Annotated in this window: 20 protein-coding genes; 16 read left to right on the top strand and 4 right to left on the bottom strand. The window is 72.1% G+C overall.

Annotated elements, in window-relative coordinates; genetic code table 11:
- The first annotated feature begins 123 nt into the window (after nucleotides 1–123).
- From rimP to AB0F77_RS19630, 9 genes are all read left to right on the top strand, one after another.
- The gene (gene rimP / locus AB0F77_RS19590; RefSeq protein ID WP_361949731.1) at nucleotides 124–684 is read left to right on the top strand and encodes a ribosome maturation factor RimP; all 561 of its coding nucleotides are present in this window, start codon (nucleotides 124–126) and stop codon (nucleotides 682–684) included.
- 2 nt (nucleotides 685–686) lie between these two features.
- Entirely contained in the window at nucleotides 687–1,673 is a 987-nt protein-coding gene (gene nusA / locus AB0F77_RS19595; RefSeq protein ID WP_361949734.1) for a transcription termination factor NusA, read from the top strand.
- Nucleotides 1,674–1,775: 102 nt separating this feature from the next.
- Nucleotides 1,776–2,072: a YlxR family protein gene (locus tag AB0F77_RS19600; protein WP_361949737.1), complete on the top strand. Its 297-nt coding sequence runs from the start codon at nucleotides 1,776–1,778 to the stop codon at nucleotides 2,070–2,072.
- 146 nt (nucleotides 2,073–2,218) lie between these two features.
- Nucleotides 2,219–5,308 (top strand): translation initiation factor IF-2, encoded by a 3,090-nt coding sequence (infB, locus tag AB0F77_RS19605; protein ID WP_361949740.1) that lies wholly within the window; start codon nucleotides 2,219–2,221, stop codon nucleotides 5,306–5,308.
- Between the two features lie 320 nt (nucleotides 5,309–5,628).
- Entirely contained in the window at nucleotides 5,629–5,922 is a 294-nt protein-coding gene (locus tag AB0F77_RS19610) for a DUF503 domain-containing protein (protein WP_361949743.1), read from the top strand.
- A 38-nt stretch (nucleotides 5,923–5,960) separates the two neighbouring features.
- Nucleotides 5,961–6,419, top strand: a complete 459-nt coding sequence (gene rbfA / locus AB0F77_RS19615; protein WP_361949746.1) for a 30S ribosome-binding factor RbfA — start codon at nucleotides 5,961–5,963, stop codon at nucleotides 6,417–6,419.
- The gene (gene truB / locus AB0F77_RS19620) at nucleotides 6,416–7,321 is read left to right on the top strand and encodes a tRNA pseudouridine(55) synthase TruB (protein WP_361949749.1); all 906 of its coding nucleotides are present in this window, start codon (nucleotides 6,416–6,418) and stop codon (nucleotides 7,319–7,321) included. Before rbfA ends, truB begins: the two co-directional genes overlap by 4 nt.
- 260 nt (nucleotides 7,322–7,581) lie before the next feature.
- Nucleotides 7,582–11,202: a trypsin-like peptidase domain-containing protein gene (locus AB0F77_RS19625; RefSeq protein WP_361949752.1), complete on the top strand. Its 3,621-nt coding sequence runs from the start codon at nucleotides 7,582–7,584 to the stop codon at nucleotides 11,200–11,202.
- A gap of 137 nt (nucleotides 11,203–11,339) precedes the next feature.
- A complete protein-coding gene (locus AB0F77_RS19630; protein ID WP_361949755.1) occupies nucleotides 11,340–12,287 on the top strand; it encodes a bifunctional riboflavin kinase/FAD synthetase in 948 nt (315 codons plus the stop codon).
- A gap of 88 nt (nucleotides 12,288–12,375) precedes the next feature.
- Here the strand turns inward: AB0F77_RS19630 and AB0F77_RS19635 are convergent, their stop codons facing one another.
- The 3 genes from AB0F77_RS19635 to eccE all read right to left on the bottom strand — a co-directional run bounded on the left by AB0F77_RS19635 (nucleotide 12,376) and on the right by eccE (nucleotide 17,925).
- The gene (locus AB0F77_RS19635; RefSeq protein WP_361949758.1) at nucleotides 12,376–15,483 is read right to left on the bottom strand and encodes an SCO5717 family growth-regulating ATPase; all 3,108 of its coding nucleotides are present in this window, start codon (nucleotides 15,481–15,483) and stop codon (nucleotides 12,376–12,378) included.
- 343 nt (nucleotides 15,484–15,826) lie between these two features.
- Entirely contained in the window at nucleotides 15,827–16,603 is a 777-nt protein-coding gene (locus AB0F77_RS19640; RefSeq protein WP_361949761.1) for a hypothetical protein, read from the bottom strand.
- A gap of 5 nt (nucleotides 16,604–16,608) precedes the next feature.
- Entirely contained in the window at nucleotides 16,609–17,925 is a 1,317-nt protein-coding gene (gene eccE, locus AB0F77_RS19645; RefSeq protein WP_361949764.1) for a type VII secretion protein EccE, read from the bottom strand.
- A 195-nt stretch (nucleotides 17,926–18,120) separates the two neighbouring features.
- Between eccE and eccB the strand changes: the two genes are divergently transcribed.
- The 7 genes from eccB (at nucleotide 18,121) to AB0F77_RS19680 (ending at nucleotide 25,386) form a co-directional block, all read left to right on the top strand.
- A complete protein-coding gene (eccB, locus tag AB0F77_RS19650; protein WP_361949767.1) occupies nucleotides 18,121–19,644 on the top strand; it encodes a type VII secretion protein EccB in 1,524 nt (507 codons plus the stop codon).
- 12 nt (nucleotides 19,645–19,656) lie between these two features.
- A complete protein-coding gene (mycP, locus tag AB0F77_RS19655) occupies nucleotides 19,657–20,964 on the top strand; it encodes a type VII secretion-associated serine protease mycosin (RefSeq protein WP_361949770.1) in 1,308 nt (435 codons plus the stop codon).
- 239 nt (nucleotides 20,965–21,203) lie between these two features.
- Complete coding sequence (locus AB0F77_RS19660; protein ID WP_361949773.1) at nucleotides 21,204–21,656, top strand: hypothetical protein; 453 nt, start codon at nucleotides 21,204–21,206, stop codon at nucleotides 21,654–21,656.
- Nucleotides 21,656–23,350 (top strand): hypothetical protein, encoded by a 1,695-nt coding sequence (locus AB0F77_RS19665; protein ID WP_361949776.1) that lies wholly within the window; start codon nucleotides 21,656–21,658, stop codon nucleotides 23,348–23,350. The genes AB0F77_RS19660 and AB0F77_RS19665 overlap by 1 nt, the downstream gene beginning before the upstream one ends.
- Nucleotides 23,351–23,558: 208 nt before the next feature.
- Nucleotides 23,559–24,635 carry a S8 family serine peptidase gene (locus AB0F77_RS19670; protein WP_361949779.1) on the top strand — a complete coding sequence of 359 codons (1,077 nt, stop codon included), beginning with the start codon at nucleotides 23,559–23,561 and terminating at the stop codon, nucleotides 24,633–24,635.
- 42 nt (nucleotides 24,636–24,677) lie between these two features.
- Nucleotides 24,678–25,019, top strand: a complete 342-nt coding sequence (locus AB0F77_RS19675; protein ID WP_361949782.1) for a WXG100 family type VII secretion target — start codon at nucleotides 24,678–24,680, stop codon at nucleotides 25,017–25,019.
- 64 nt (nucleotides 25,020–25,083) lie between these two features.
- On the top strand, nucleotides 25,084–25,386 hold the full coding sequence (locus AB0F77_RS19680) for a WXG100 family type VII secretion target (protein WP_361949785.1): 303 nt from the start codon (nucleotides 25,084–25,086) through the stop codon (nucleotides 25,384–25,386).
- 86 nt (nucleotides 25,387–25,472) lie between these two features.
- Here AB0F77_RS19680 and AB0F77_RS19685 read toward each other — a convergent pair whose 3' ends face one another.
- Entirely contained in the window at nucleotides 25,473–25,994 is a 522-nt protein-coding gene (locus AB0F77_RS19685; protein ID WP_361949788.1) for a hypothetical protein, read from the bottom strand.
- Nucleotide 25,995 lies beyond the last annotated feature (1 nt).

Here is a 25,995-nt window from a genome sequence, read left to right on the forward strand (position 1 = left end):
CCCCGGCCACTCACCGGCACCGCCCGTACGCAGGTGGACGGCAACACACCCCGCGACCGGATACCCTTTGACCAGACACGCGACCCATCCCACAACAGCACACGCGGCCGAGGAGTCACCCGGATGAGCACCACCCAGAGCGAGAGGCTGCGGGAACTCCTGGAACCGCTCGTCATCTCACAGGGCCTGGACCTCGAAGAGATCGTCGTGGACTCCGTCGGGCGCAAGCGGGTGCTGCGGGTCGTGGTGGACTCCGACACCGGTGCGGACCTCGACCGGATCGCCGATGTGAGCCGTGCGCTCTCGGCGAAGCTCGACGAGACGGACGCGATGGGAGCGGGTGCCTACGACCTGGAGGTCGGCACCCCGGGCGCGGAGCGTGTCCTCACCGAACACCGCCACTACGTACGGGCCACCGGCCGCCTCGTGCGGTTCCAGCTGCACGAGGGCGGCGAGCTGGTCGCCCGCGTCCTCGGCGTGGACGAGGACGGCCTCGACGTCGAGGTGCCGGGGGTGAAGGGCCGCAGGGCGACCACCCGCAGGCTCGCGCTCACCGACGTCGCCAAGGCGCGGGTACAGGTCGAGTTCAACCGCAAGGACGAGAAGTCCGCCGACGAGAAGTCCGCCGACGAGAAGTCCGGCGACGAGACGAACATCAAGGACGAGAAGGAAGAGGAGGCGTAGCCGTGGACATCGACATGAGTGCCCTGCGGGGCTTGGTACGGGAGAAGGAGATCTCCTTCGACCTGCTGGTCGAGGCGATCGAGTCGGCCCTCCTCATCGCCTACCACCGCACCGAGGGAAGCCGCCGACACGCGCGCGTGGAGCTCAACCGGGAGACCGGGCATGTGACCGTGTGGGCGAAGGAGGACCCCGAGGACCTCGAAGAGGGCCAGGAGCCCCGCGAGTTCGACGACACCCCGTCCGGTTTCGGCCGCATCGCGGCCACCACCGCCAAGCAGGTCATCCTCCAGCGGCTGCGTGACGCGGAGGACGACGCGACGCTCGGCGAGTACGCCGGCCGTGAGGGCGACATCGTCACCGGAGTGGTCCAGCAGGGCCGGGACCCGAAGAACGTGCTCGTCGACATCGGCAAGCTGGAGGCCATCCTGCCGGTGCAGGAGCAGGTCCCCGGGGAGACGTACCAGCACGGCCTGCGGCTGCGGTCGTACGTCGTCCGGGTGGCGAAGGGTGTGCGCGGTCCGTCCGTCACCCTTTCGCGCACGCATCCCAATCTGGTGAAGAAGCTGTTCGCCCTGGAGGTCCCGGAGATCGCCGACGGGTCCGTCGAGATCGCCGCGATCGCCCGCGAGGCCGGACACCGCACCAAGATCGCCGTCCGGTCCACCCGTTCGGGCCTGAACGCCAAGGGCGCCTGCATCGGCCCCATGGGCGGCCGGGTGCGCAACGTGATGGGCGAGCTGAACGGCGAGAAGATCGACATCGTCGACTGGTCGGACGACCCGGCCGAGATGGTGGCGAACGCGCTGTCACCCGCGCGGGTGTCCAAGGTGGAGGTCGTCGACCTCGCCGCCCGCTCCGCCCGGGTCACGGTCCCCGACTACCAGCTCTCCCTGGCGATCGGCAAGGAAGGGCAGAATGCCCGGCTCGCCGCCCGTCTGACCGGATGGCGCATCGACATCCGGCCGGACACCGAGCAGCCCGGGGAATAGATCCAGGCCGCACGCCGCTTGGATCACGACAGATTGTTGTACGGCAGCTGTTCGATTCCGGCCCCAAAAGGGTGAGGTCGGTACGGGGAGGTAGACTTAGGAGTGTCTGGCCGGACGCACGCCGGAGTATGCCCTGAACGCACCTGTGTGGGGTGCCGGCAACGGGCGGCCAAGAACGATCTGCTGCGCATCGTGGAGATCGAGGGCGAATGCGCCCCCGATCCTCGCGGTACGCTGCCCGGCCGGGGTGCGTACGTACACCCCGTCTCGGTCTGTCTCGACCAGGCGGTGCGCCGCCGGGCGTTCACACGGGCACTGCGTGCCCCGGGAGCGCTCGACACAAAGGCGTTGCGCCAGTACGTGGAGCAGACAACAGTTGCTGAGCAGGCAACACCGTAAGACGTGCCGCGCGAAACCCCGTGCGGTCCTGGTACCTCGCGAGTCGAAAGCAGGTCGAGATTGCGATGAGCACTCGATGAGTACGCGATGAGTACGCCCATGAACTAGCGACGGTCCGGCCGCAACCCGGACCTCAAAGGAGCGAAGTGGCTAAGGTCCGGGTCTACGAACTCGCCAAGGAGTTCGGTGTGGAGAGCAAGGTCGTCATGGCCAAGCTCCAGGAACTCGGTGAATTCGTCCGTTCGGCGTCTTCGACCATCGAAGCGCCCGTAGTACGCAAGCTGACCGACGCCTTCCAGGGCGGTGGCAACGGCAAGTCCGCCGGCAGGCCCGCCCCGCGCAAGGCTGCCCCCAGGCCGGCCGCGCCCTCTCCGGCGCAGTCGGCTCGTCCTGCTGCCCCGAAGCCGGCCGCCCCGCGGCCTCCGGCGGCTCCGCAGCAGCCCGCGGCCCCCTCCCCGGCCGCCCCCGCGCCGGCGGCTCCGGCTCCGGCCGCCGCCCAGGGCCCGCGCCCGACGCCCGGCCCCAAGCCCGCGCCGCGTCCGGCCCCGGCCGCGCCCACGACGCCGGAGTTCACCGCTCCGCCGTCCGCGCCGGCTCCGGCCGCCGCACAGGGCCCGCGTCCCGGTGCCCGCCCCGGTGCTCCGAAGCCCGGTGGCGCCCGTCCCGGCGGTGCGCCCGGTCAGGGCCAGGGCCAGGGTCAGGGCCGTCCCCAGGGCGGTCCCCGCTCCGGTGGCCAGGCGCGTCCCGGTGCCCGTCCGGCCGGTCCGCGTCCGGGCAACAACCCCTTCACCTCCGGTGGCTCCACCGGCATGGCCCGCCCGCAGGCTCCCCGCCCGCAGGGCGCGCGTCCCGGCGGTCCCGGTGCTCCCGGTGCCGGTCCCCGTCCGCAGGCGCCCGGCGCCCAGGGCGGCGGTCCGCGTCCCCAGGCTCCCGGCGGTTCGCGTCCGAGCCCGTCCGGCATGCCCCGTCCGCAGGGCGGTCCGCGTCCCGGCCCGGCCGGTCCGCGTCCGAACCCCGGCATGATGCCGCAGCGTCCCGCTGCCGGTCCGCGTCCCGGCCCCGGTGGCGGTCGTGGTCCGGCCGGTGCCGGTCGTCCCGGCGGTGGCGGCGGTCGTCCCGGTGGCGGCGGCGGCTTCGCCGGTCGTCCCGGTGGTGGCGGCGGCGGTGCCGGTCGTCCGGGCGGTGGCGGCGGCTTCGCCGGTCGTCCCGGTGGCGGCGGTCCCGGTGGTGGCGGTGGCGGCTTCGGCGGTGGCGGCGGTGGCCGTCCCGGCTTCGGCGGTCGTCCGGGTGGTCCCGGTGGCCGCGGTGGCACGCAGGGCGCCTTCGGCCGTCCCGGCGGTCCCGCGCGTCGTGGTCGCAAGTCGAAGCGGCAGCGTCGCCAGGAGTACGAGGCCATGCAGGCCCCGAGCGTCGGCGGCGTGATGCTGCCGCGCGGCGGCGGCGAGACCATCCGTCTCTCCCGCGGCGCGTCGCTCACCGACTTCGCGGAGAAGATCAACGCCAACCCGGCGTCGCTCGTCGCGGTCATGATGAACCTCGGCGAGATGGTCACCGCGACCCAGTCCGTCACCGACGAGACGCTCCACCTGCTCGCCGGCGAGATGAACTACACGGTTCAGATCGTCAGCCCGGAGGAGGAGGACCGCGAGCTGCTCGAATCCTTCGACCTGGAGTTCGGCGAGGACGAGGGCGACGAGGACGACCTGGTGGTCCGTCCGCCGGTCGTGACCGTCATGGGTCACGTCGACCACGGTAAGACGCGACTGCTCGACGCCATCCGCAAGACGAACGTCATCGCGGGCGAGGCCGGCGGCATCACCCAGCACATCGGTGCCTACCAGGTCGCGACCGAGGTCAACGGCGAGGGCCGGGCGATCACCTTCATCGACACCCCGGGTCACGAGGCGTTCACCGCCATGCGTGCCCGTGGTGCGAAGTCGACGGACATCGCGATCCTCGTGGTCGCGGCGAACGACGGCGTGATGCCCCAGACCGTCGAGGCCCTGAACCACGCCAAGGCGGCCGACGTGCCGATCGTGGTCGCGGTCAACAAGATCGACGTCGAGGGCGCGGACCCGACCAAGGTGCGCGGTCAGCTGACCGAGTACGGCCTGGTGGCCGAGGAGTACGGCGGCGACACCATGTTCGTCGACATCTCCGCCAAGCAGGGTCTGCACATCGACAGCCTCCTGGAGGCCGTCGTCCTCACCGCCGACGCCGCCCTGGACCTGCGGGCCAACCCCAACCAGGACGCGCAGGGCATCTCGATCGAGTCCCGTCTCGACCGCGGCCGCGGTGCCGTGGCGACGGTCCTCGTCCAGCGAGGCACCCTGCGGGTCGGCGACACGATGGTCGTGGGCGACGCCTACGGCCGGGTCCGGGCCATGCTCGACGACAACGGCAACAACGTCGCCGAGGCGGGTCCCTCGACCCCGGTCCAGGTGCTGGGTCTGACCAACGTCCCGGGCGCCGGCGACAACTTCATCGTGGTCGAGGAGGACCGTACGGCCCGCCAGATCGCGGAGAAGCGTGCCGCCCGCGAGCGCAACGCGGCCTTCGCGAAGCGCACGCGCCGCGTGTCCCTTGAGGACCTGGACAAGGTGCTGAAGGCCGGCGAGGTCCAGCAGCTGAACCTGATCATCAAGGGCGACGCGTCCGGATCGGTCGAGGCGCTGGAATCCTCCCTGCTCCAGCTGGACGTCGGCGAAGAGGTCGACATCCGCGTCCTGCACCGCGGCGTCGGTGCGGTCACGGAGTCCGACATCGACCTGGCGATGGGCTCCGACGCCATCGTGATCGGCTTCAACGTGCGCGCCGCCGGGCGGGCACAGCAGATGGCCGAGCGCGAGGGTGTGGACGTCCGGTACTACTCGGTCATCTACCAGGCGATCGAGGAGATCGAGGCGGCCCTCAAGGGCATGCTCAAGCCGGAGTTCGAGGAGGTCGAGCTCGGTACGGCGGAGATCCGCGAGGTCTTCAAGTCGTCCAAGCTGGGCAACATCGCCGGTGTGCTCATCAGGTCCGGCGAGGTCAAGCGGAACACCAAGGCCCGCCTGCTGCGCGATGGCAAGGTCATCGCGGAGAACCTCAACATCGAGGGCCTGCGTCGCTTCAAGGACGACGTCACCGAGATCCGCGAAGGGTTCGAGGGCGGTATCAACCTCGGCAACTTCAACGACATCAAGATCGACGACGTCATCGCGACGTACGAGATGCGCGAGAAGCCGCGGGTCTGATTTAGGCCGGTGGTCGGTGCTGGCCGACGGAACATGTGTCCGTCGGCCGGCACACCCCTTTTGCCCACCCGCCCACCCGACCCGGTGGGCTGGGAGGCCGACGTCCGGGGCGAGTCCCCGCCGTCCGCTTCTCAGTCGACGGATTCGGGTGGGCGGTGGGCGAGACGGGGGCGGTGACGCCGGGGGCCGGGTGTCTCCGGGTGTCTCCGGCCAACGCAAAACCCCGTCGAGCCTCCGGCAGGAACGGGGTACCGTTTCTTGATGTTCCTGCTCACCGCAGGGCCATCTATCCCGCGCCGGCGGGTGAACCGGCTGCATACATGTACGTGGGGACTCTGTCCTTCGACCTCCTCCTCGGCGACGTACGGTCGCTGAAGGAGAAGCGCTCCGTCGTCCGCCCGATCGTCGCCGAACTCCAGCGGAAGTACGCCGTGAGCGCGGCGGAGGTGGACCACATGGACCTCCACCGGCGGGCCGGCATCGGACTCGCCGTGGTCTCCGGCGACGCGTCGCACCTCACCGACGTACTCGACCGGTGCGAACGGCTGGTCGCCGCTCGCCCCGAGGTGGAGCTGCTGTCCGTGCGACGGCGCATCCACGGCGACGACGACTGACCACAGAACAGAGACAGGAAAGAACGGGAGACGGACCAGTGGCCGACAACGCGCGGGCGAAAAGGCTGGCGGACCTCATCCGAGAGGTGGTGGCCCAGAAGCTCCAGCGCGGGATCAAGGACCCGCGGCTCGGCACGCACGTCACCATCACGGACACCAGGGTCACCGGGGACCTGCGGGAGGCGACCGTCTTCTACACGGTGTACGGCGACGAGGAGGAGCGGAAGGCCGCCGCCGCGGGCCTGGAGAGCGCCAAGGGCATCCTGCGCTCCGAGGTCGGACGCGCGGCCGGCGTGAAGTTCACGCCGACGCTCGCCTTCGTCGCGGACGCCCTCCCGGACACCGCCCGGACCATCGAGGACCTCCTCGACAAGGCCCGCCAGTCCGACGAGAAGGTACGCGAGGCGTCCGCGGGCGCCGCGTACGCGGGCGAGGCCGACCCGTACCGCAAGCCGGCCGAGGACGGCGACGACGAGACGGACGACACCGCCGAATGACCAGCAGGCCCACCCCGCCCGACGGCCTTGTCATCGTCGACAAGCCGTCGGGCTTCACGTCGCACGACGTCGTCGCCAAGATGCGCGGCATCGCGCGGACCCGCCGCGTCGGCCACGCGGGCACCCTCGACCCCATGGCGACGGGCGTCCTCGTGCTCGGAGTGGAGAGGGCGACCAAGCTCCTCGGTCACCTCGCGCTCACCGAGAAGGAATACCTCGGCACGATCCGGCTGGGGCAGAACACCCTGACCGACGACGCCGAGGGCGAGATCACCTCAGCCACCGACGCCTCCGGGGTCGGCCGCGACGCCGTCGACGCCGGCATCGCCGAGCTGACCGGCGCCATCATGCAGGTGCCGTCCAAGGTCAGCGCCATCAAGATCGACGGCGTGCGCTCGTACAAGCGGGCGCGCGAGGGCGAGGACTTCGAGATCCCGGCCCGCCCCGTCACCGTCTCCTCGTTCACCGTGTACGACGTCCGGGACGCCGTCGCCGAGGACGGGACACCCGTGCTCGACCTGGTGGTCTCCGTGGTGTGCTCCTCCGGCACCTACATCCGCGCCCTCGCCCGCGACCTGGGCGCCGGGCTGGGCGTGGGCGGTCACCTCACGGCGCTGCGCCGCACCCGTGTCGGCCCGTACCGGCTGGACGCCGCGCGCACCCTGGAGCAGCTCCAGGAGGAGCTGACCGTGATGCCCGTCGCCGAAGCCGCCACGGCCGCGTTCCCGCGCTGGGACGTGGACACCCGCCGGGCCAGGCTGCTCACCAACGGCGTGCGCCTGGAGATGCCCGACACCTACACGGGCGGCGGGCCCGTCGCCGTGTTCGATCCCGAGGGCCGGTTCCTCGCCCTGGTCGAGGAGCAGAAGGGCAAGGCCAAGAGCCTCGCCGTCTTCGGCTGACACCGGGCGGGGCCACGGGGCCCTGCCCGTGGAGCGGCGGCCACGGGGTCCTGTCACTGCCGCCGCTCCACGGTCCCCCCTCGGTTCCCCCACCCCTAGGGTTATCCAGCCGTACCCGCCAATTCACCCGTCCGGGCAGGCGCTCGGAGTGAACCGGGGGCTCGGAAGGGGGCGCTTTCCCCGGACGTCCTGTTTGCCCCATCTTTCCGCCCCTACGGTCGGTCCTCAGGACACACGGAGGCACGGTGGGAGGTACGGCCATGACGGCACCGGCCCCGCGCGGCGGGAGCGGCCGTCGGGCGACGGGTGGGACCCGGGGCGGGGACAACCGGGCTGCCGCGGCGGCCCGTGACGACGCCCTGGTCCAGGTGTGCGACCCGGCAGGGCGCCCGCGGGGCCTCGGATTCGCCGCCGACCACCACGGCACCGTCCTGACCGGCCACGAGGTCGTCGACGGACAGCCGGGCCTCGTCCTGCGCGCCGGGCGGCGGACCTGCCGGGTGAGCGCCGACGCGATCACCCCGCTGCCCGGACTCGACCTCGCCCTCGTCCGCGCCGACGGCCTCGGAGCCGAGCCGCTGCCGATCAGCGTGCGCGGACGGACCGAGCCGGGCGCGTATGTGCGCATCCCCGCCGGGCACTGGCGCGAGGCACGGGTGCTCGGCACGGCCCGGGTCACCTACGACTGCGGCGACGGCCGCCGACTCATCGACGGAGCACTGGAGTTGGCGGTCGGCACGGCCGGGCGCGACGCGCTGCGCCCCGGTGGGGGGACCGCCGGGGGACCGGTGCTCGACGCCGGGACCGGAGCCGTACTCGCCGTCCTGGGAAGCGCGTTGTGCTCCGACGCACGCGACGTCGGCTTCGCGGTGCCGCCGACCGCCGCCGCACCGGGCCCACTTGCCGACCTCCTCGCCCGCAACGCCGCCACCGTCCCCGCCTACGGCGCAGACCTCAACCTCGCGGGCGTCCTGCGGCTCACGGACGCCTCGATGGCGCAGGACGGCCCGGCCGGCACCGTGCAGCCCGTGGAACGCGCCGCCGTCGTACGGCAGTCGGCGGAGCCGGGAGCGACCGGCGCCGCGGTCGTCGCCCTGGTCGGCGCCCCGGGCAGCGGCCGTACGACGGAACTCGCGGCCCTCGCCGCACGCCGCCGCCGGGCACCCGACCCCGCGCCGGCGCTCTGGCTGCGCGGCGCCGACCTCGATGCCGCGGACACCTCCGTGGCCGACGCGGCACGACGGGCCCTGGAACGCGCCGCCCGCACCGTCGCCGCCGCCCGTTCCAGTCACCCGGACGACCTCGGCGAGCTCACCCCGGCACTGCTCACCGCCCGCGCCGGACACCCCCTGCTCCTCCTGCTCGACGCGCCCGAGGAGATGCCGCGCGCCCTCGGCCACCGGCTCTCCGCGTGGGCCGGGGCGACGGCCGAGTGGCTGCGGGCGACCGGGACACGGCTCGTGGTCGCGTGCGGCGAGGAGTGGTGGGAGGAGGCGGGCGCCCGGTTCACCGGCCCGGCGCCGTACAACGGCCTGGGGACGGGGACGGGGACGGGGACGGGGACGGGGACGGGGACGGGGGCCGGGGCGGGGGTGGTGTGCGTGCGCCTGGGCGATCTGACGCCCGCCGAGGCCCGCCGCGCCCGGGTGCGCCATGCCGTCCCCGAGGGGGTCCTCACCGGGCACGACGCCCGGCACCCCCTCACCCTCGCCCTCCTCGGCGAGGTCCGCGCCGCGCTCCCCCGTACCGCGCCGTCCGGGCCCGTCGACCGGCACGACGTGTTCACGGCCCACCTCGACCTGCTGTGCCTGCGCGTCGCCGTCCGGCTCGCCACCTGGCACGGGCTACGCGGCACCGACGTACGACGGCTCGCCGCCCGGGTCTGCGGACAGGTCCACGAGGCCGCGCGACGCAGCCTCGGGCCGGGGCGGGGGAAACTGGACCGGCGGACCTTCGATGCGCTGTTCCCCGGCCCGTCCGGGGGAGTCGACTGCGCCTCCGCCGTGCTCGCCGAAGGGCTGTTCGTGCCCGCCGGGGACGGCTACCGCTTCGCCCACGAGGAGACCGCCGACTGGATCCAGGGCCTGCACCTCGACCTCGACGAGGCCCTGCACACCCTGGTGCACCGCCAGGGCCCCGCCCCTCGGCGACCCGTTCCCCACCACCGCGCGGGCCCGGTCGCCGAGGCCCTGCTGCTCCTCGGCCACCGGCAGGGCCCCGGCGCACTCGCCGGCCGGCTGGCGGACCTGGTCCACGCCCTCGACCTCGACCCCGGCTCGTGGTGGGCCGCCCGGCTGCTGTCCCGGACCCTGCCACGGGTGCCGGACGCGACGTTCTACACGGGCGTCCTGACGCTGCTGGCCGACACCCTCGTGGACCTGCGCCGCCAACAGCGGCCCGTACCACCGGAGTTCGGCCCGGCCTTCTGGACCGGCCTGCCCCTCCCGGCCGCCGAGCGCCTGGACCTGCTGCGCCGACTGGTCCTGGCCGACCCCCCGCCGTCCGGGACGACGGTCGAGGAGCCCCGCCACCTCGACGCCGTCGCCCGGCTCCTCGCCGCCGACCCCGGCGCCGTACAACCCGCGCTCACCCGCTGGTTCGACGACGACCGCGCGCTGCCCGCGATGCCGTACGCCACCGTGGCCACCGCCGCCCAGGCGCTGCTGCACACCCATCGGCACCGGGCCCCGGACGCGCTCACCGAGGTGCTGTTGGACAGCGGGCACCGGCGGGGCGCCGAACTGCTCGCCGTGCTCGCGGAGGACGCGCCGTCGGCCCTGTGCCGGGCCGTCGACCGATGGGCCCACGACGGACGGCGGGACCGCCTCGACGCGGCGGCGACCTACGGCATGCGCGTCGCTCCCCACGCCCGCACCGAGACCGACCGCGCCCTGCTGCGCCGCGCCGCCCTCGCCCTGCTCGCCCGCCCCGCCGACCGCGCCCCGCACGGTGGCGCGCTCGCCCTCCTCGTCCACGACCCCGTCACCCGCGACCGCCATCTCCCGTGCGCCCTGGGGCACTTCGCCGCCGCGGACCCCGCGCTCCCGCCGCGCGCCCTGCTCCCCGCCCTGGCCACCCATCCGGGGCCGGTCCTGGACGCCTTCCGCACCCGCCTCGGCACACCGGACACCGGCGACACGCTGCGCGCCCTGGCCGAGGTGACCGCACCCGCACTCGCCGGCCCGATCACGGAGCTGGTGCTGGCGGCTGCCGGACTGGGACTGGAGGACGTGGGGCCGGGACTGGGGCACGCGGGGCTGGGACTGGGGCACGCGGGGCTGGGGCCGGGGAACGTGGGACGGGGATCGGAGAACGCCGGGCCGAGGCCGGAGAACGCGGGACCGGGACCGGAGCCGGGGCCGGGGAACGCCGGAGCGGGCCCGGGTGATGCCGGAGCGGTCGCCGCGTACGTCGATCGTCGCCTCGACCACGGACCGGCCGCCCGCGCCGTGCTCCTGCCCCTGGTCACCGCCCTCCTCGACGACGGCCCCGAATCCGTCCGCGCGGCCCTCGCCACGGTGCTCGCCGGCCCGGGCACCCCCGCGTCCCGCCCGTTACGCCGCGAGCTCCTGGAGCACCTGCTCGCCCATGAGCGCGAGCCCGCCGTCCTGGACGCCCTGCTGCACGCCGCCGCGCTCGGCGGGCACGCGGGCGAGGAGGTCCGCGACCTCGTCCACCGCACCGGCCTCCTCCTGGTGCGCACCCCGGACGGTGCGAACCGCTTCGACCGCGGCCTGGTCGACCTGGGCCGGCATGTGCCCGGCTTCGCCGCGACCATGGCCCGCTGGCTGACCGACAGACCGGACGACTGGGCCGTCGTCGTGGGCCCCAGCACCCGCCGGATGCTCGGCACGATGGCGGGCGTGCGCGTCCCGGCGTGACGTCCCGCACGCGTGCACACCGTCACAGCCTGGTGCCGATGCCCGCCCGATGCCTGTCCCGGCGGCCCGGCATGGCACCCTTAGAGCTGCGTAAGCGGTCAAGGGAAATACGGACAATGGTTCGAGGAGCGGTCACAGTGCAGCGCTGGCGTGGCTTGGAGGACATCCCCGAGGACTGGGGACGCAGCGTCGTCACCATCGGTTCCTACGACGGGGTGCACCGCGGCCACCAGCTGATCATCAAGCATGCCGTGGAACGCGCCCGCGAGCGGGGCGTCCCCTCGGTCGTCGTCACCTTCGACCCGCACCCCAGCGAGGTCGTCCGCCCCGGCAGCCACCCGCCGCTGCTCGCCCCGCACCACCGCCGGGCCGAGCTCATGGCGGAGCTGGGCGTGGACGCGGTCCTGATCCTCCCCTTCACCACCGAGTTCTCGAAGCTGTCCCCGGCCGAGTTCGTGGTGAAGGTGCTGGTCGACAAGTTGCACGCCCGGGCGGTCGTCGAGGGCCCCAACTTCCGCTTCGGCCACAAGGCGGCGGGAAACGTCGAGTACCTCACCGAGCAGGGCCGGACGTACGACTTCGAGGTCGAGGTCGTCGACCTCTACGTGACCGGTGAGGCGGGCGGCGGCGAGCCCTTCTCCTCGACCCTGACCCGGCGCCTGGTCGCCGAGGGCGACGTCGCGGGCGCCCGCGAGATCCTGGGCCGCCCGCACCGGGTGGAGGGTGTTGTCGTGCGGGGCGCGCAGCGCGGCCGCGACCTGGGCTTCCCGACGGCCAACGTCGAGACGCTCCCGCACACCGCGATCCCGGCCGACGGCGTCTACGCCGGGTATCTGCACGCGCAGGGCGAGGTGATGCCGGCCGCCATCTCCGTCGGCACCAACCCCCAGTTCGACGGCACCGAGCGCACGGTGGAGGCGTACGCCATCGACCGCGTCGGACTCGACCTGTACGGACTGCACGTCGCCGTCGACTTCCTGGCGTACGTCCGCGGCCAGGCGAAGTTCGAGTCCCTCGAAGCCCTGCTGGAGCAGATGGCCATGGACGTGAAGCGGTGCCGTGAGCTGATCGCGGCGGAGGACTGAACGCCCGCACGGACACGACGAAGGGCGGCCGGCGCGTCTCGCGCACCGGCCGCCCTTCGTCGTTCGTATCGGGCTCCTGCCCCGCCGCCTACTGCTGGGGCGGGTACGGCGGCTGCCCCTGGGGATGCTGCGGCGGGTACGCCTGGCCGGGCTGACCCGGCTGGCCGGGTTGCGGCGGATAGGGCTGCGGGTACGGCTGCCCGGGGACCTGCGGGTACGGCTGCTGGTGGGGCGGGTACGGGGACTGGTGCTGGGGCTGGCCCGGATGGGGCTGCCCGGGCACGGGGCCGCCCGGCATCGGCGGGGCCGCGACCGGGGGCGGATTGCCGTCACTGGTCCACAGCCCGTGCGACTGCTGGTGGCGTACGAAGTCCTCGGCGACCATCGCCGCGAGGTTGAAGTACGCCTCCCGCACCTTCGGCCGCATCATGTCGAGGTCGACCTCGGCACCGGCGGACAGGTGCTCGTCGAACGGCACCACCACCACACCCCGGCAGCGCGTCTCGAAGTGGCTGACGATGTCCTCCACCTTGATCATCTTGCCGGTCTCGCGAACCCCGGAGATCACGGTGATGGACCGCGACACCAGATCGCTGTAGCCGTGCGCGGACAGCCAGTCCAGCGTCGTACTGGCGCTGCTCGCGCCGTCCACCGACGGGGTGGAGATGATGATGAGCTGGTCGGCGAGGTCGAGCACACCGCGCATGGCGCTGTAGAGCAGACCGGTGCCGGAGTCGGTGAGGATGATCGGGTACTGCCTGCCCAGCACGTCGATCGCGCGCCGGTAGTCCTCGTCGTTGAACGTCGTGGACACCGCCGGGTCGACGTCGTTGGCGATGATCTCCAGCCCGGAGGCCGCCTGCGACGTGAACCGGCGGATGTCCATGTACGAGTTGAGGTACGGGATCGCCTGGACGAGGTCGCGGATGGTGGCCCCGGTCTCCCGGCGCACACGTCGGCCGAGGGTGCCGGCGTCCGGGTTCGCGTCGATCGCGAGGATCTTGTCCTGCCGCTCGGTGGCGAGCGTCGAACCAAGGGCGGTGGTCGTCGTGGTCTTGCCGACACCGCCCTTGAGACTGATGACCGCGATGCGGTAGCAGGACAGCACGGGCGTGCGGATCAGCTCCAGCTTGCGCTGCCGCTCGGCCTCCTCCTTCTTCCCGCCGATCCTGAACCGCGAGGACGCGGCCGTCGGGCGCCCGCTCTTCGCCTTCTGCTTCTTGTTGTTCAGCAGCCGGTCGGAGGACAGCTCCACGGCAGCGGTGTACCCGAGCGGCGCGGCCCCCGGATTGACCGGCTGCCGCTGATCGTGCCGCACGGCCTGCGGCCAGGCGGCACCGGCACGGGGGTCTACGGGTGGCTGTGCGGGTGCCTGCGGCGCGGGTGCCTGCGGCGCCTGGGCAGAGGGGTCGGGCTGCGAACCGGCACCGGCCTGCTGCGGGAAGCCGTACCCGGCGGGGGCGTGGGGCGCGTTGGGCGCGGGGGGCTGGGGGAAGCCGTAACCGGCCTGGGGGTTGGGGACCGGTGGGGGCGGGGGTCCTTGAGGCGCCGGGGAGTTGTCGCCCTGCGGGCCGGGTTGCGGGAAGCCGTAGCCGGCGGGGGTGTGGGGCGCGGCCGGGGTCGGGGGCTGCTGGTGTGCGGGCGGTGCGGGTGTGCCGGGGGGAGGGAAGCCGTAGCCGTCCTGCGGGTTGGGGGCCGGGGGCTGCGGGTGGCCGTGGCCCGGCTGGGGGTTGGGGGTCGGTGGCGGCGGGGGGCCCTGTGGGGTGGGGGTGTTGTCGCTGTGCGGCCTCGGCTGCGGGAAGCCGTAACCCGCCGGGGTGTTGGGTGCGGCCGGGGTGGGGGGCTGCTCGCCCGGGGGCGGAAAGCCGTATCCGGCTTGGGCGTTGGGGGCCGGGGGCTGGGGGAAGCCGTAGCCGGGCTGGGCGTTGGGGGTCGGGGGCTGGTGGGGCGCGGGTGCGGGTGCGGGGGGCGTGGGGGGAACGGGACCGGTTGTCGTGGGGTTCGGGAAGCCGTAACCGGCCGGGGCCGGGGGCTGGTTCCATGCGGCGGGCGCGGGCTGCGGTGCCTGCGGCTGGAACGGCGGCTGCTGACCGGGCCCGGCGGCGGGCGGAGACTGCGGCGCCGCGGACTCGGGCTGATCGGCCCCGGCCGCAGGAGGGGTCGCCGGAGGCTGCGGCATCCCCTGCGCGGGCCACTGGCCGGCCGCCGCCGGTGCCGCGGGCTGGTACGTCGGCGGCAGCGGAGGCACCCCGCCCTGCGGTGCGGCGGGCGGGGGAGCCCAGGGAGCGGGCGGCGCCGGGGGTGCGGGCGGCGCCGGGGGTGCGGCATCGTGCGGGGCGGGAGGCGCAGCCTGTGCGGGTGCGGGTGCGGGTGCGGGTGCGGGTGCGGGTGCGGGTGCGGCGGGCGGTGTGGCGGGTGCGGCGGGCGGTGTGGGGGTGTCGTCCGGAGCCGTGGGTACAGTGCCCTGCGCGGTGGCGGGCTCGGCTTCTTCGGGTTCCGGGGCAGGGGTGTCCTGAGGCGTGGGTGGCGCGGGCGAGGCCGTGTCCTGCGCCGCGCTGTCCTGGGCGGAACCGTCCTCCGCCGTGTTGTCCTGCTCCGCGCTGTCCTCCGGCGCTGAGTCCGCAGCCGGTCCGGGCTCTTCCTCTTCCTCGGGCTCGGCGTCGGCCGTGACGGCGTCCGGGGTCTCCGACTCCGCCGACGCGTCCCCCTCCGTGCTGTCGTCGGCCGTGTTCTCGGCGTCCTCCGTGTCCGACTCGGCCTCTCCCCGAGGCTCGTCGGCATCCGCACGGTCCGTGTCCTCGGCCGCCGCGCGCTCGGCGATCTCCCGCTGCAACGCGCCCGCGGAGAACCGCATCGTCGCGCCGCTCTCCGGCTGACCGCTGCCGGACTCGCCTTCCTCCGACGCCACCGGCGCCTCGGCCTCCGGCGGTTGCAGCTCGAACCCGTCGTTCTCCGGCGGAGCCGAAGCGGCCTCGGGCGCAGCCGCCGGAGGCGGTGGGGGAGTGAACGGCGCCCCGGGGGCCGAGGGCTCCGCCTTGTCCTTCTTCTTCGCCTCCGCCGTGTTCTGCGTGTACCACGCGGGCGGTGCGTAATCGATCGTGAACTCGCCCGTCGTCTCGATGGAGGTCTCCGCGTCGGGCTGGTCATCGCCGGGTGTGGCCCAGCCCCCGCGCGTCCCGTCCCGGTCGCTGCTCACAGTTCCTCCTGAAGTGGTCGAGCACCCTCATGCCGTGCCGGGGCGACCCACACTCGTCGTCCTTGGTCGTTCGAGGTCGACCGATCCACCGGCTCCCCTGAAGCGCCGACGCCCTGTCCACGGGTTTCCGGCATCGCGCCGAACACCAGCCTAGTCATCGCATCGCCGGACGCGGCAGGCCCGTCCGCCCCTCACCGCCCGCCCAGGGCATCACAAACGGCCCGTAAACGACGTACGAAATGTGTCATCGGCAAGGAAACCGACTGATAACACGCTCAGTTCCGCACAGGCGAGCGAGACAGAGGACCGGCACGCACTCGATTCGCGTCGCGCGCGGGCCGGTTCAGTCCATCCTGCGCGGCATGCCCAGCAATCCGACCTCGGCGTCGGTGGGTTGGGTCAGCACGTACTGCCGGTCGTGGTCCGTGCACCACAGGGTGAGGCCGTCCGCGAGACCGGGCAGGGACTCGATCTCGGCCTGGGGCAGCGCGATCGTACGGCCCAGTTCCAGGGTCTCGTCGGGGGAGATCCGCTGCACCCCGACGAGTTGCGCCTGCCGCAGCAACCGCGGGGCCACCGGGCTCAGATACGGCAGCAGGGTCAGCACCGCCTGCCAGGGACCGGCGACGACGCGCCCGCGCGGTGGCCGCATGCCGCAGTCCCGCACCACCAGCACGGGGGTTCCGGCCGACGTCCCCTGCGGGGGGACCCGTCCGACGTCGTACACGGCCAGGCCGTTCTGCCCGCCGCCCATCGCGTGGACCATCTGCATCCACGCCTGCGGGCGTCCGGTCTCCACGGCGACCCGCGCCCCCGTGGCCGCCGCCCGCAGGGCGATGACCTGCGCGGTCCACAGACCTCCGATGAGGAGCACGTCGTACGGCGTGGGCCGGTTGAGCCCCAGCACCGCCGGCCGGCCCTCCGCGTCCACCCCGATCACCACGCCGTCGTCCCCGATGGGCAGGGCGAGCGTGTCGAGGCCCTCCACGGAGACGGTGTGCCGGGCGTGCCGGGGACCGATCAACCCGAAGCCCCTGCGCAGCAGTTCACGGGCCCCCTGCCGATCACTGGGCCGCTCCTCGGCACGGTCGGCGGGCGGCTGCGCCGCACGTGCGGGCATGGCGGTCACCGGGCACCTCCGAGGGGCAGAGTGGCGAGCATGCCGGGCACCTGTTCCCGGTCGAGGCGGGCGAGTCCCGTACCCGTGTGACGGGCGGCGGCCTCCAACGCGCGGCGCGCGGCCGTCAGTTCGTCGTCGCTGCTGCCCGTCACCCGGAGGTGCCCGGACACCGACACCTCCTGCCGCTCCCCGCGCGCCAGCGTGAGACTGAAGGTGGTGGCGAGCGCCGGAACGGCGGTGACCAGGGCGAGGAACTGGGGCATCGACGGCGCCCGTTCACCGCCGAGCGTGGGCCACCGGCGGATCCAGTACGTGGTGTGGCGGCGGTCGTCGCACCGCCAGCTCCGGCCGGACTCCTCCGTGCGCCGCTCCCGCGCCTCCGTCCGCCCCACTTCCGCCGTCACCAGCGGATTGGCGCAGGCCGACGTGGCGACGGCGGCGATCAGCTCCTGCTCGTCGAGCACGGTCGCCCGGAATCCGGCACCCGTCAGCCGGCTCGCGAGGTGGTCCGCCGCCCGCACGACGCACTTCTGTGCCCCGGCGAGGCCGCCCCCGCGCGCGGCCACGGCCTCCGGGCACAGCTCGGGATCGAGCTTCAGCGCGATCCACGTGATGCGCACGGCCGGCGCACCCGTCCGCTCCTGCAGCGGCGCGTAGTTGGCGACGGCCACGGACTGCTGGGGAAGGTGGAGCGCGGGCGCGGGCTGGGTGTGCAGCACGACCTGCGCCGACTCCAGGCGGACGCCGTCCACCTCCAGCGCGTCGTGCACCAGGGAGAGCGGCAGCGGACGACGGTTGCGCTCGGCCCGCAGCGCGGTGGCGTCCGCCTCCACCTGGAGCACAGCGGTGACGAACGTCCCGTCACCCACGATGCCGACGGGCCTGCGGTCCCGGCCGCCGTACGCGTACGTTCGCAGACTCGGGTCGCACTCCAGGGCCGGAGCGAGTCCCGGCTCCGTGCCCGGAGGTATCACGACGTTCTCGGCGCGGCGCTGCCGTGCCCGCAACCCCCGTGCGATACCGAGCCATTCGGGCACGGAACGCCCGCGGCGGCGCACGAAGGAGAGCAGCACCAGGGCCACGGCGACAACACCGCCCGCCATCAGCGCCACCGGGCCGATCGCCCAGCCGACGAGCAGCGCGGCGAGCGCGAGCTCCAGCAGCACCAGACGTTGCAACCGGAATGCCCCGACCTGGTCCGAGCGGCCCCGGAGGTGGAGCGCGCCCGACGCCGACCGGCCGCGCGGCGACCCCGTCCGCGACGCCGGCGAGCCCTGCGCCCCCGACCGGTCACGGGACCGGGTGCGCGTTCCCGAAGCCATCACTCCATCCCCCCGTTCTGCTCACAAACCGGCGGTCTTCCCGCACCGCACAGGGCCCTTGAGGGCCCGGGTACCCTACCCGCTCCGCACGTCACCGCGGATACCAGGCATAGTAGGGGGCCGGTCCGACATCGAGGGCGGGATGCACGTCGCCCGCACACGTCCCAGGCCAGACACGGGGAGAGACAGGCACAGATGGCATCCCGGCGCGACCAGCTCAATGCCTACACCTTCGCGAAGCGCCGCATGCTCGCGGCCTTCCTCCAGTCCTCGCCCGACGGTTCGGAGGAGGGGGCGCCCCGGCCGCTGCGCGCCCTGCTGCCCGGCATCCTCGTGGGCGTCGTCGTCATGGCCGTGTTCGGGGCGTGGGGCATGTTCAAACCGACGGCACCCGAAGGGTGGAACACCCCCGGCGCCAAGGTGATCATCGCCGACAAGTCGACCACGCGGTACGTCGTCCTGAAGACCGAGGGACAGCTCCAGCTGCACCCGGTCCTCAACATGGCCTCCGCCAAGCTCCTCCTGGACGAGAGCCAGGGCGACGTTGTCACCGTCTCCGAGTCCGTCCTCGACAGCGGCAGGATCCCGCACGGCGTCACCATCGGCATCCCGTACGCGCCCGACCGGCTGCCCCCGTCGTCCGAGGCGGGCACGGCCAAGCGCTGGGCCGTGTGCGAACGCCCCGGCGCGGGCGGCGAGTCCATCCAGAAGGCCGCCCTGGTCCTCGCCCCCCGTGACATGCGGGCGACCGACGGCAAGGGCCGGCTGAGGGGCGGTCAGCTCCTGTACGTCGAGGGCCCGGACGGCAGCCGCTCCGTCGTGGACGCCGGCGGCACCGCGTACCCCGTCGACAAGGACGACGAACTGCTGCTGCGCGCCGTCGTCGGCTCCGGCCGCGAGCCCCAGCGCGTCTCCCGCGAATGGCTGGCCACACTGCACCGGGGCGACCCCGTCACGTTCCCCCGCGTCGAGGGACAGCCGGGCGAAACGGCGCACGCGCCCGGCCAGTTGGACGCGGCCACCGACAAGGTCGGCACCGTCCTCAAGGCGCTCGACAGCAACACCGAGCAGTACTACGTGGTCCTGCCCGGCCGGGTCGCCCCCGTCTCCGCGTTCATCGCCCAACTGCTGCTGTTCAGCGAGGACCTGGCCCTGCTCGGCCAGGCCGGGCACGCCAAGGAGATGAGCCCCGGCGCGCTCGTCCCCGGCAAGGCGTTCGGCACCGAGCACCACTGGCCCACGGCCTCGCCCGTGCCCGTCAACGAGGCGTCGGGCGCGACCGGCAGCCGCAGCACGGTCTGCAACGTCCTGCGCGACGTCAACTCCCGTACCGGCGCGACCACGTTGAGCACCTGGGCCGGCACCGACTTCCCGGCCAGGCTCCCCACCGGCTCCTCCAGCGCCTACGTCACGCCCGGCTCCGGCCAGCTCTACCGGCAGTTCCAGGGCGAGGAGACCACGGCGGGCCCCGTCTTCCTCGTCACCGACACCGGCCTGCGCTACGTGCTCCAGTCCAACGCGGACAGCGCCACCGACGACGCGGGCATCGGCACCACGGCCGAACAGCGCCGGCAGCTCCAGCAGGAGGCCGAACAGGCGCAGACCCGGCTGGGATACAAGAACGTCGCCCCAGCGCCGATCCCCGCCACCTGGTCGGAATTCCTGCCCACGGGCCCGCGCCTGTCGACGTCGGCGGCACGCCAGCCACAGGGTTCGTAGAGGGAGAGAAACATGCCGCACCCGCTCGTCTCCTTCTGTTCGTTCCGTTCGTTCCGTTCGTTTCGCTCCTTCCGCCCGCGCCGTGCGGCGGCGCTGGCGGCCGCGACCGCGGCGGTGGCCGCGACGGCCGTCGTCCCGGGAGCGTCCCCCGCGGTGGCGGCAGGCCGCCCGTACTCCGAGAACTGCACGTTCCCCAACGGGGAGTACCCCGGCCGCCCCTGGGCCCTGCAACGTGTCCTCCTGGACGAACTGTGGAGCCGGTCCAAGGGGAAGAACGTCCGGGTCGCCGTCATCGACACCGGTGTGGACGTGCGGAACCCACAGCTCAAGGACGCGGTGGACGTCAAGAGCGGCCGCAATCTGATGCCGCGCAACCTCAAGGACGACAACGGCGACCCGATCGAACGCGGCAGCGCGAACGGTACGACGGACACCGTCGGCCACGGCACCAAGGTCGCCGGCATCATCGCGGCCCGCCCCGCCGACGGCACCGGCTTCGTCGGCCTCGCCCCCGAGGCCACGATCATCCCCATCCAGCAGAACGACGCCGAGGGCCACGGCAACGTGGACACCCTGACCGATGCGATCAACTACGCCGTCCAGGCCAGGGCCGGCGTCATCAACATCTCCCAGGACACGTCGAACGCCGTGCGGCCGAGCAGCGAGCTGGAGCAGGCGATCGACCGGGCACTGGCCGCCGGCGTCGTGGTCGTGGCCTCGGCGGGCAACGACGGGCTCGGCGGCAACGTCAAGGAGACCTACCCCGCGTCCTACGAGGGCGTGCTGGCGGTCGCCGCCTCCGACCGCAACAACGAGCGCGCCGCCTTCTCCCAGTCCGGCGACTTCGTGGGCGTGGCCGCGCCCGGCGTCGACATGATCTCCACGGTGCCGCAGGGCGGCCACTGTTCCGACAACGGCACCAGCTTCTCCGCGCCGTACGTGTCGGGCGTGGCCGCGCTGATCAAGGCGAGGCACCCGGACTGGACCGCGCGCGAGGTCGTCGCTCAGATCGAGCAGACCGCGGAACGCACCGTCGCGGGCCACGACCGGCTCGTGGGCTGGGGAGTGGTCGACCCGGTACGCGCGCTCACGGAGGACGATCACCCGATCGAGTCCCCCGACGCCGGGACGGGACTGCGCAGACCCGAGGCTCCGACGCCCGCCAGGTTCCAACTCGGCGAGACGGCACGGGAACGCAACGCCCGACTCGCCACGTACGTGGCCGTGGGCGCGGTGGTCCTCGTCGCCGGCCTCGGCGGCACGGCGGTGGCCATACGCGACGCGCGACGCAGACGACGGAAGTTCGCGAGTGTTACGTGACCGGAGAGTCGCCTGTTCAGACCCCCTGGCCGGGCTCCGCCCGCAGGCAGCCGGGAGCAGCTTGGGCCGGCCTCCTGACGGTGTCTCGACAACTTTGTAACTGAACCAATGCAAAGTTCAGTTGGCCGCCTTTTACACAATGACTACAGTGGTCGAAGGGTGCGTCGCTCAACGTCAGCCGGAGTCATCGGAGCGTCACCCGACGGCTTCACCAACGGGGAACGGGGAGGGAAGGCATCGTGCTTCCTGCGGACATGGGGGGCTTCAAGGCCAGCCTGGAGGCGCTCGGGACCTTCAAGAAGCGTGTGGACGCGGTGCTCTCCACGTTCGAAGGCTCACCCGGCAGCGCGCGCAAGATCGGTACGCACACCCTCTCCGCGGCGTCGTTCAGCGGCGCCGGGAGCTTCGGCGAGGCCAAGGGCCTGCACAGTCAGTACGAGCGCGTCCACGAACGGCTGACGACGCTCTCCAAGAACCTGGGCCTCCAGATCGAGGCCATCCAGATCGCGGTCATCGGCGCCCACGGCGACTTCAGCAACCTCGACGAGGAACAACGACGCCGGTTCTGGGAGATCCAGACGGACATCGGCCGACAGCAGGAGGAAGCGGAACAGGCGCGGAGGGCGGCGGAGGCCGCCAAGAAGGGCGGGGCCGCGCCCAAGAGCAACGACGCGACGGAGGGCGGCTTCTAGTGGCCGGTGAGAAGGAACAGCAGACTCCGCACCAGGAGGAGCAGGACCGGGCCACGGCGCAGGTCGGGGCGATCGACATGGTCAACACCGTGGCGAACATCATGCCTTTCGGTGGAACCGTCCGCTTCTTCGGCAAGACGGATTTCGAGGGCCACGCCCTGAACCACATGATCGACATGGTCGACTCGGCGAACCCCGAGCACCTGGAGACGGCGGGCAAGGCCCTGTGGGACGCCCGCGACGCCATCCAGGAGGCCGCCGAGGAACTGCGCGGCCACATCGGCTGGGTGGAGTGGGAGGGCGAGTCCGGCACGGCCTTCCGTGACTGGGGCGGCAACCTCGTCCTGCACGCCCTCAACCTCGCCTCCTTCGCGGAGGTCGCCGGCACCCAGATCACGGCGGCGGCGACGGGCCTCGCGTCCGTCCGCGCGGCGATGCCGCCCCGCGACACCCGCCCCGACCCGACGCAGACGACGGCCGACATCCCGACGCCGGCGCGGGTGGCGAGCAACGAGGAGTACGCGGCGGCGATCAAGGCCGAGAAGGACCGCCAGGAAGCCATCAACCAGATGAACCGCCTGGCGTCCTTCTACGCGGTCTCGGAAGAGACCTTGGCGGCCCAGGAGCCCCCTACGTTCGAGGCGATGCCGGATGTGGGGGTGCCGAAGCCGACCGGGAATTGGATGGCCCCGGGCGGTCCGCGAAGCGGCGTAACGGCGGAGACGACCCATCGGCCGGAACCGATTGACCACGAGCCTGTCGGCGTCGTGAGCCGTCACCCGGATTCCGGGGAGACGATCACAAGATCGATCGAGCACGAGAGCGATCCGCGCGTCGAGCCGGCCCGGGATCTCGGTACGGAGATCGACAGTGTCGGTACCTTGCCGCCGCAGGAGGCCGTGAGACCGGCGACGACTCCGCAATCCCCGGTGCTTGGCACCGGCGGGCCTACGCCGCCCTTGGCTTCAGGTGCTGTTCTTCCGACATTCGCAGGATCCGTCGCTCGCAGGTCGCCGATCGGCGGCGCCCGGGGAGCCAAGTCCCCGATCTCCACGAGCAAGTCCCCGATTCCGAACGAGGGACGTGCGGGTACCTCCAGCGGTGCGGTCACTGGACGCTCTGGCACGGGTCCGGTCGGACGCGTTGCGGGTAACGCCCAGTCGAGTGTCCGGGGCAGTGACGGCGCAGGGGCTCGATCGCCCATGGGGCGTGGCGTGACCGGTGGTACTCCGCGCACGGTAGGCGGCCCCGCGAATGGTCGAGCCGGCGGGGCGGCCGGTCCCACGGGGGCGGCACGCGGCAACGGTGTTGTCGGAGGCAGACCCACCGCCAACCCCGCGAAACAGGCAAGCGGGAGCAGGGTGCCGCGGGGTACGGTCGTCGGCGCCGAAGGCGGTAACAGCGCGAGGACGCCTGCGGGCAGGGCCGGGCAACGGGGCGTCATCGGAGCACAGAACTCCGCCGCTGAAACACGCGGGGGACAAAAGGCTCGTCCTCCGGCGAGTAACCCGGACGGCGTGGTGGGCAAGCCCACAGGCACGAGCCCGACAGGCAGGGGCGGCGGACTGGCGGGTGGCAACGCGCGGAAGCCACAGAGCTCAACTGGCAGTCAGCACAGGAAGAACCGCACGGACGACAAGGGCGAACGCCGGTCCGGAACTGGGCGACGCGATACGCCGTCGGCGACTGACTGAACGAAAAAGCGAGGATCTACAGGTGACAGGGACCAGCCGACGGGGCCGATCGACTGCGGTCTTCACGGGACGTACCGGAAGGCGGATCGCCATCGTGTGCGCCGCACTTGGTGCAGTCGCCGTCACGTCCTCGGAGCTCGCCACGAGCGCCGTCGCTGCCGATACTCAGTCGAAGCAGTGGTACCTGGACCCCATGGACGCTCAAGGGATGTGGAAGACCAGCACGGGCACTGGTGTCAAGGTGGCTGTCGTGGACAGCGGCGTCAACCCGAACACCTCGTCCTTGAGGGGCCAGGTGCTGGTGGACGAGGTGCCGAAGGCGGCCGCGCGTGGAGCGACGAGCGACATCGACGGCCATGGGACGACGATGGCCGAACTGATCGCCGGTACCGGTGCCGGTGGGGGCCTGAAGGGCTTGGCCCCCGGCGCGAAAATCGTTCCGTATCACGTGAATATCACCGGAGACTCGGACAAGATCGCAATTGAGCCGGCAGAGGCCATCGAGGCAGCTGCCGACACGGACGCGCGGATCATCAACATGTCCTTCGGCGGCGACACCGTTGATCCGGATGTGGAGAAAGCGGTCAAGTACGCGGAATCCAAGGGCAAATTGATGTTCGCCGCCACCGGTAACGACGCGGAGACGAAGAACTTCATCGGCTATCCGGCCGCGTATCCGTTCGTCGTGGGGGTGGCTGCGGCGGACAAGAACGGCAAGGTGGCCAAGTATTCGGAACACGGTCGCTACGTGGACCTGTCGGCTCCTGGCCTCGGCCTGCCGGAGTGGTGCGATGCGACCTTCCGCTCTTATTGCGACAACGGCGGTGGTACCAGTGCCGCCACCGCCATCGCCTCCGCCTCCGCCGCCCTCATCTGGTCCGCGCACCCCGACTGGACGGCGAACCAGGTTCTCCGCAGTTTGATCGACACCGCCGGACGCAGCTGGCCGCGGAACGAGCGCAGCAACTACCTCGGCTACGGCCTCGTCCGCCCCCGCAAGGTCCTGGAGAACAGCGGCATCAACCCGGGCCCCGCCAACACCGACCCCCTCAGCTACGAGAACGGCAGCGGAGTCGCCGGGGCCTCCTCCCAGCCCTCCTCCTCCGCATCAGCCTCGTCACAAGAGCCCAAGGACTCTTCAGGCGGCGCGACCACGGCGGCAGGATCGAATGCGAACTCGTCCGACGACAACACGCAGTTGTACGTGATCCTCGGCGCCGTACTCGTCGTCGTGGCAGCAGGCGGCGGAATCTTCGCCGTGACCCGCAAGCGGCGAACGACCTGACGCCCGCGCGCGACAGGAAACCTCACGAAAGGAAGTCCGACCATGGCGGTACCGGGCCAGCGGCTCAGTGACAGCGAAGTCATCGCGCTCGAAAAGGAAATGGTGACGCGGTACGAGTCCATCCAGGGGCAGCTCAAGAGCCTCCAGGGCACCCTGGACACGATGGAGGTGAGCTGGCGGGGCATCGGCGCCAAGGCCTTCAACGACAAGCAGGTCGAGATCAACGAGCGCGTCAAGCACATCGGCGGGCTGCTCACGTGGTTCCTCGACAACATCAACGAGACCCGCAAGATCGCGAGCAAGAACGACGACGCGGTGCGCTCCACGATGCAGAGCATCGACGTCCAGTACGGCGGAGCGAACTCGGCCCTCAACAGCTACTGAGCAGCGCCGCCCCCGCGTGACACGGGCCCGCGGCCCGCAGAAGCCAACGAAGAGATGAGGAAGCATGGCTGACGTGCACTACGACGAACTCGCCGTGAAGTACGGCGGTCTCGACGCGATCACCACGGAGCTCGGCAACCAGGCCAAGAAGCTGGAAGAGGACCTTCAGGCGCTGAAGGCCGCCGTGGTCCGTGTCGCCGGCGGCTGGGAGGGCGAGGCGGCGAACCAGTTCGGCCAGAAGATGAAGGAGTGGGACGCGGACGCGGCCGCCATCCACGCGGCGCTGGTCAGCATCGGCCACAAGGTCAACCAGGCCAGCGGCGACTACCGAGGCGGCGACCTCAAGGCGGCCAGCTACTTTCAGTAACCCCGCCGGGCAAAACAAACAGGGTGGACACGCACGGGAGGTGTCCACCCTGTTTCATTTGGCGATCATTCGGTATCGCCCAGCACCTACGACTCGGGCGTGCACGGCTGCTTCTTCTTGAGTGCAGCCGTGTATCCGGAGATCATGTCTTTCATGGCCGATTCATCGGGTCGACCGGGATTGAGGACCTTGATGAAGGTGCTGATATCTTCCTCCTCGATCCCTGCCCCGCGGCATTTGATCAGCGATGCGGCAGCGTGATCGACATATGCGATGGTGCCGTTCTCCGCGGACTTCTGCTGCCAGATCGAGAGCCGATCGACCAGGACGCCCCGCGCGGATGCGTCAGTACCGATGCGCTCCATGTTCACCACGAGGACCATGTTGTTCTTGTCCACATTGATCCCGCAGGTGACGTTGCCGTCGGCCAAAGTGCCGTGCTCGTCAACGGTTAGTTTCTTGCCGGACTCAGGCAGGAGTCGGGAGAACGCATCGCTCGGAGCGGCGACACCACACACGGTTTTGGGGATCGTGAATTTCTGCTTCGGCTCACTCGATGAACAACTCACTGCGGCCGCCGCTGTGATGAACCATGCGATGCCTCGCACG

It is taken from the genome of Streptomyces sp. NPDC026672 (genome assembly GCF_040638185.1).
Taxonomy (GTDB): domain Bacteria; phylum Actinomycetota; class Actinomycetes; order Streptomycetales; family Streptomycetaceae; genus Streptomyces.

Coding starts and splice junctions, on each gene's coding strand:
- AB0F77_RS19610 (WP_361949743.1), top strand. CDS start 5,629: ATGTACGTGGGGACTCTGTCCTTCGACCTCCTCCTCGGCGACGTACGG.
- eccE (WP_361949764.1), bottom strand. CDS start 17,925: ATGGCTTCGGGAACGCGCACCCGGTCCCGTGACCGGTCGGGGGCGCAG.
- AB0F77_RS19680 (WP_361949785.1), top strand. CDS start 25,084: ATGGCTGACGTGCACTACGACGAACTCGCCGTGAAGTACGGCGGTCTC.
- rimP (WP_361949731.1), top strand. CDS start 124: ATGAGCACCACCCAGAGCGAGAGGCTGCGGGAACTCCTGGAACCGCTC.
- AB0F77_RS19670 (WP_361949779.1), top strand. CDS start 23,559: ATGTGGAAGACCAGCACGGGCACTGGTGTCAAGGTGGCTGTCGTGGAC.
- AB0F77_RS19640 (WP_361949761.1), bottom strand. CDS start 16,603: ATGCCCGCACGTGCGGCGCAGCCGCCCGCCGACCGTGCCGAGGAGCGG.
- mycP (WP_361949770.1), top strand. CDS start 19,657: ATGCCGCACCCGCTCGTCTCCTTCTGTTCGTTCCGTTCGTTCCGTTCG.
- truB (WP_361949749.1), top strand. CDS start 6,416: ATGACCAGCAGGCCCACCCCGCCCGACGGCCTTGTCATCGTCGACAAG.
- AB0F77_RS19675 (WP_361949782.1), top strand. CDS start 24,678: ATGGCGGTACCGGGCCAGCGGCTCAGTGACAGCGAAGTCATCGCGCTC.
- eccB (WP_361949767.1), top strand. CDS start 18,121: ATGGCATCCCGGCGCGACCAGCTCAATGCCTACACCTTCGCGAAGCGC.
- AB0F77_RS19625 (WP_361949752.1), top strand. CDS start 7,582: ATGACGGCACCGGCCCCGCGCGGCGGGAGCGGCCGTCGGGCGACGGGT.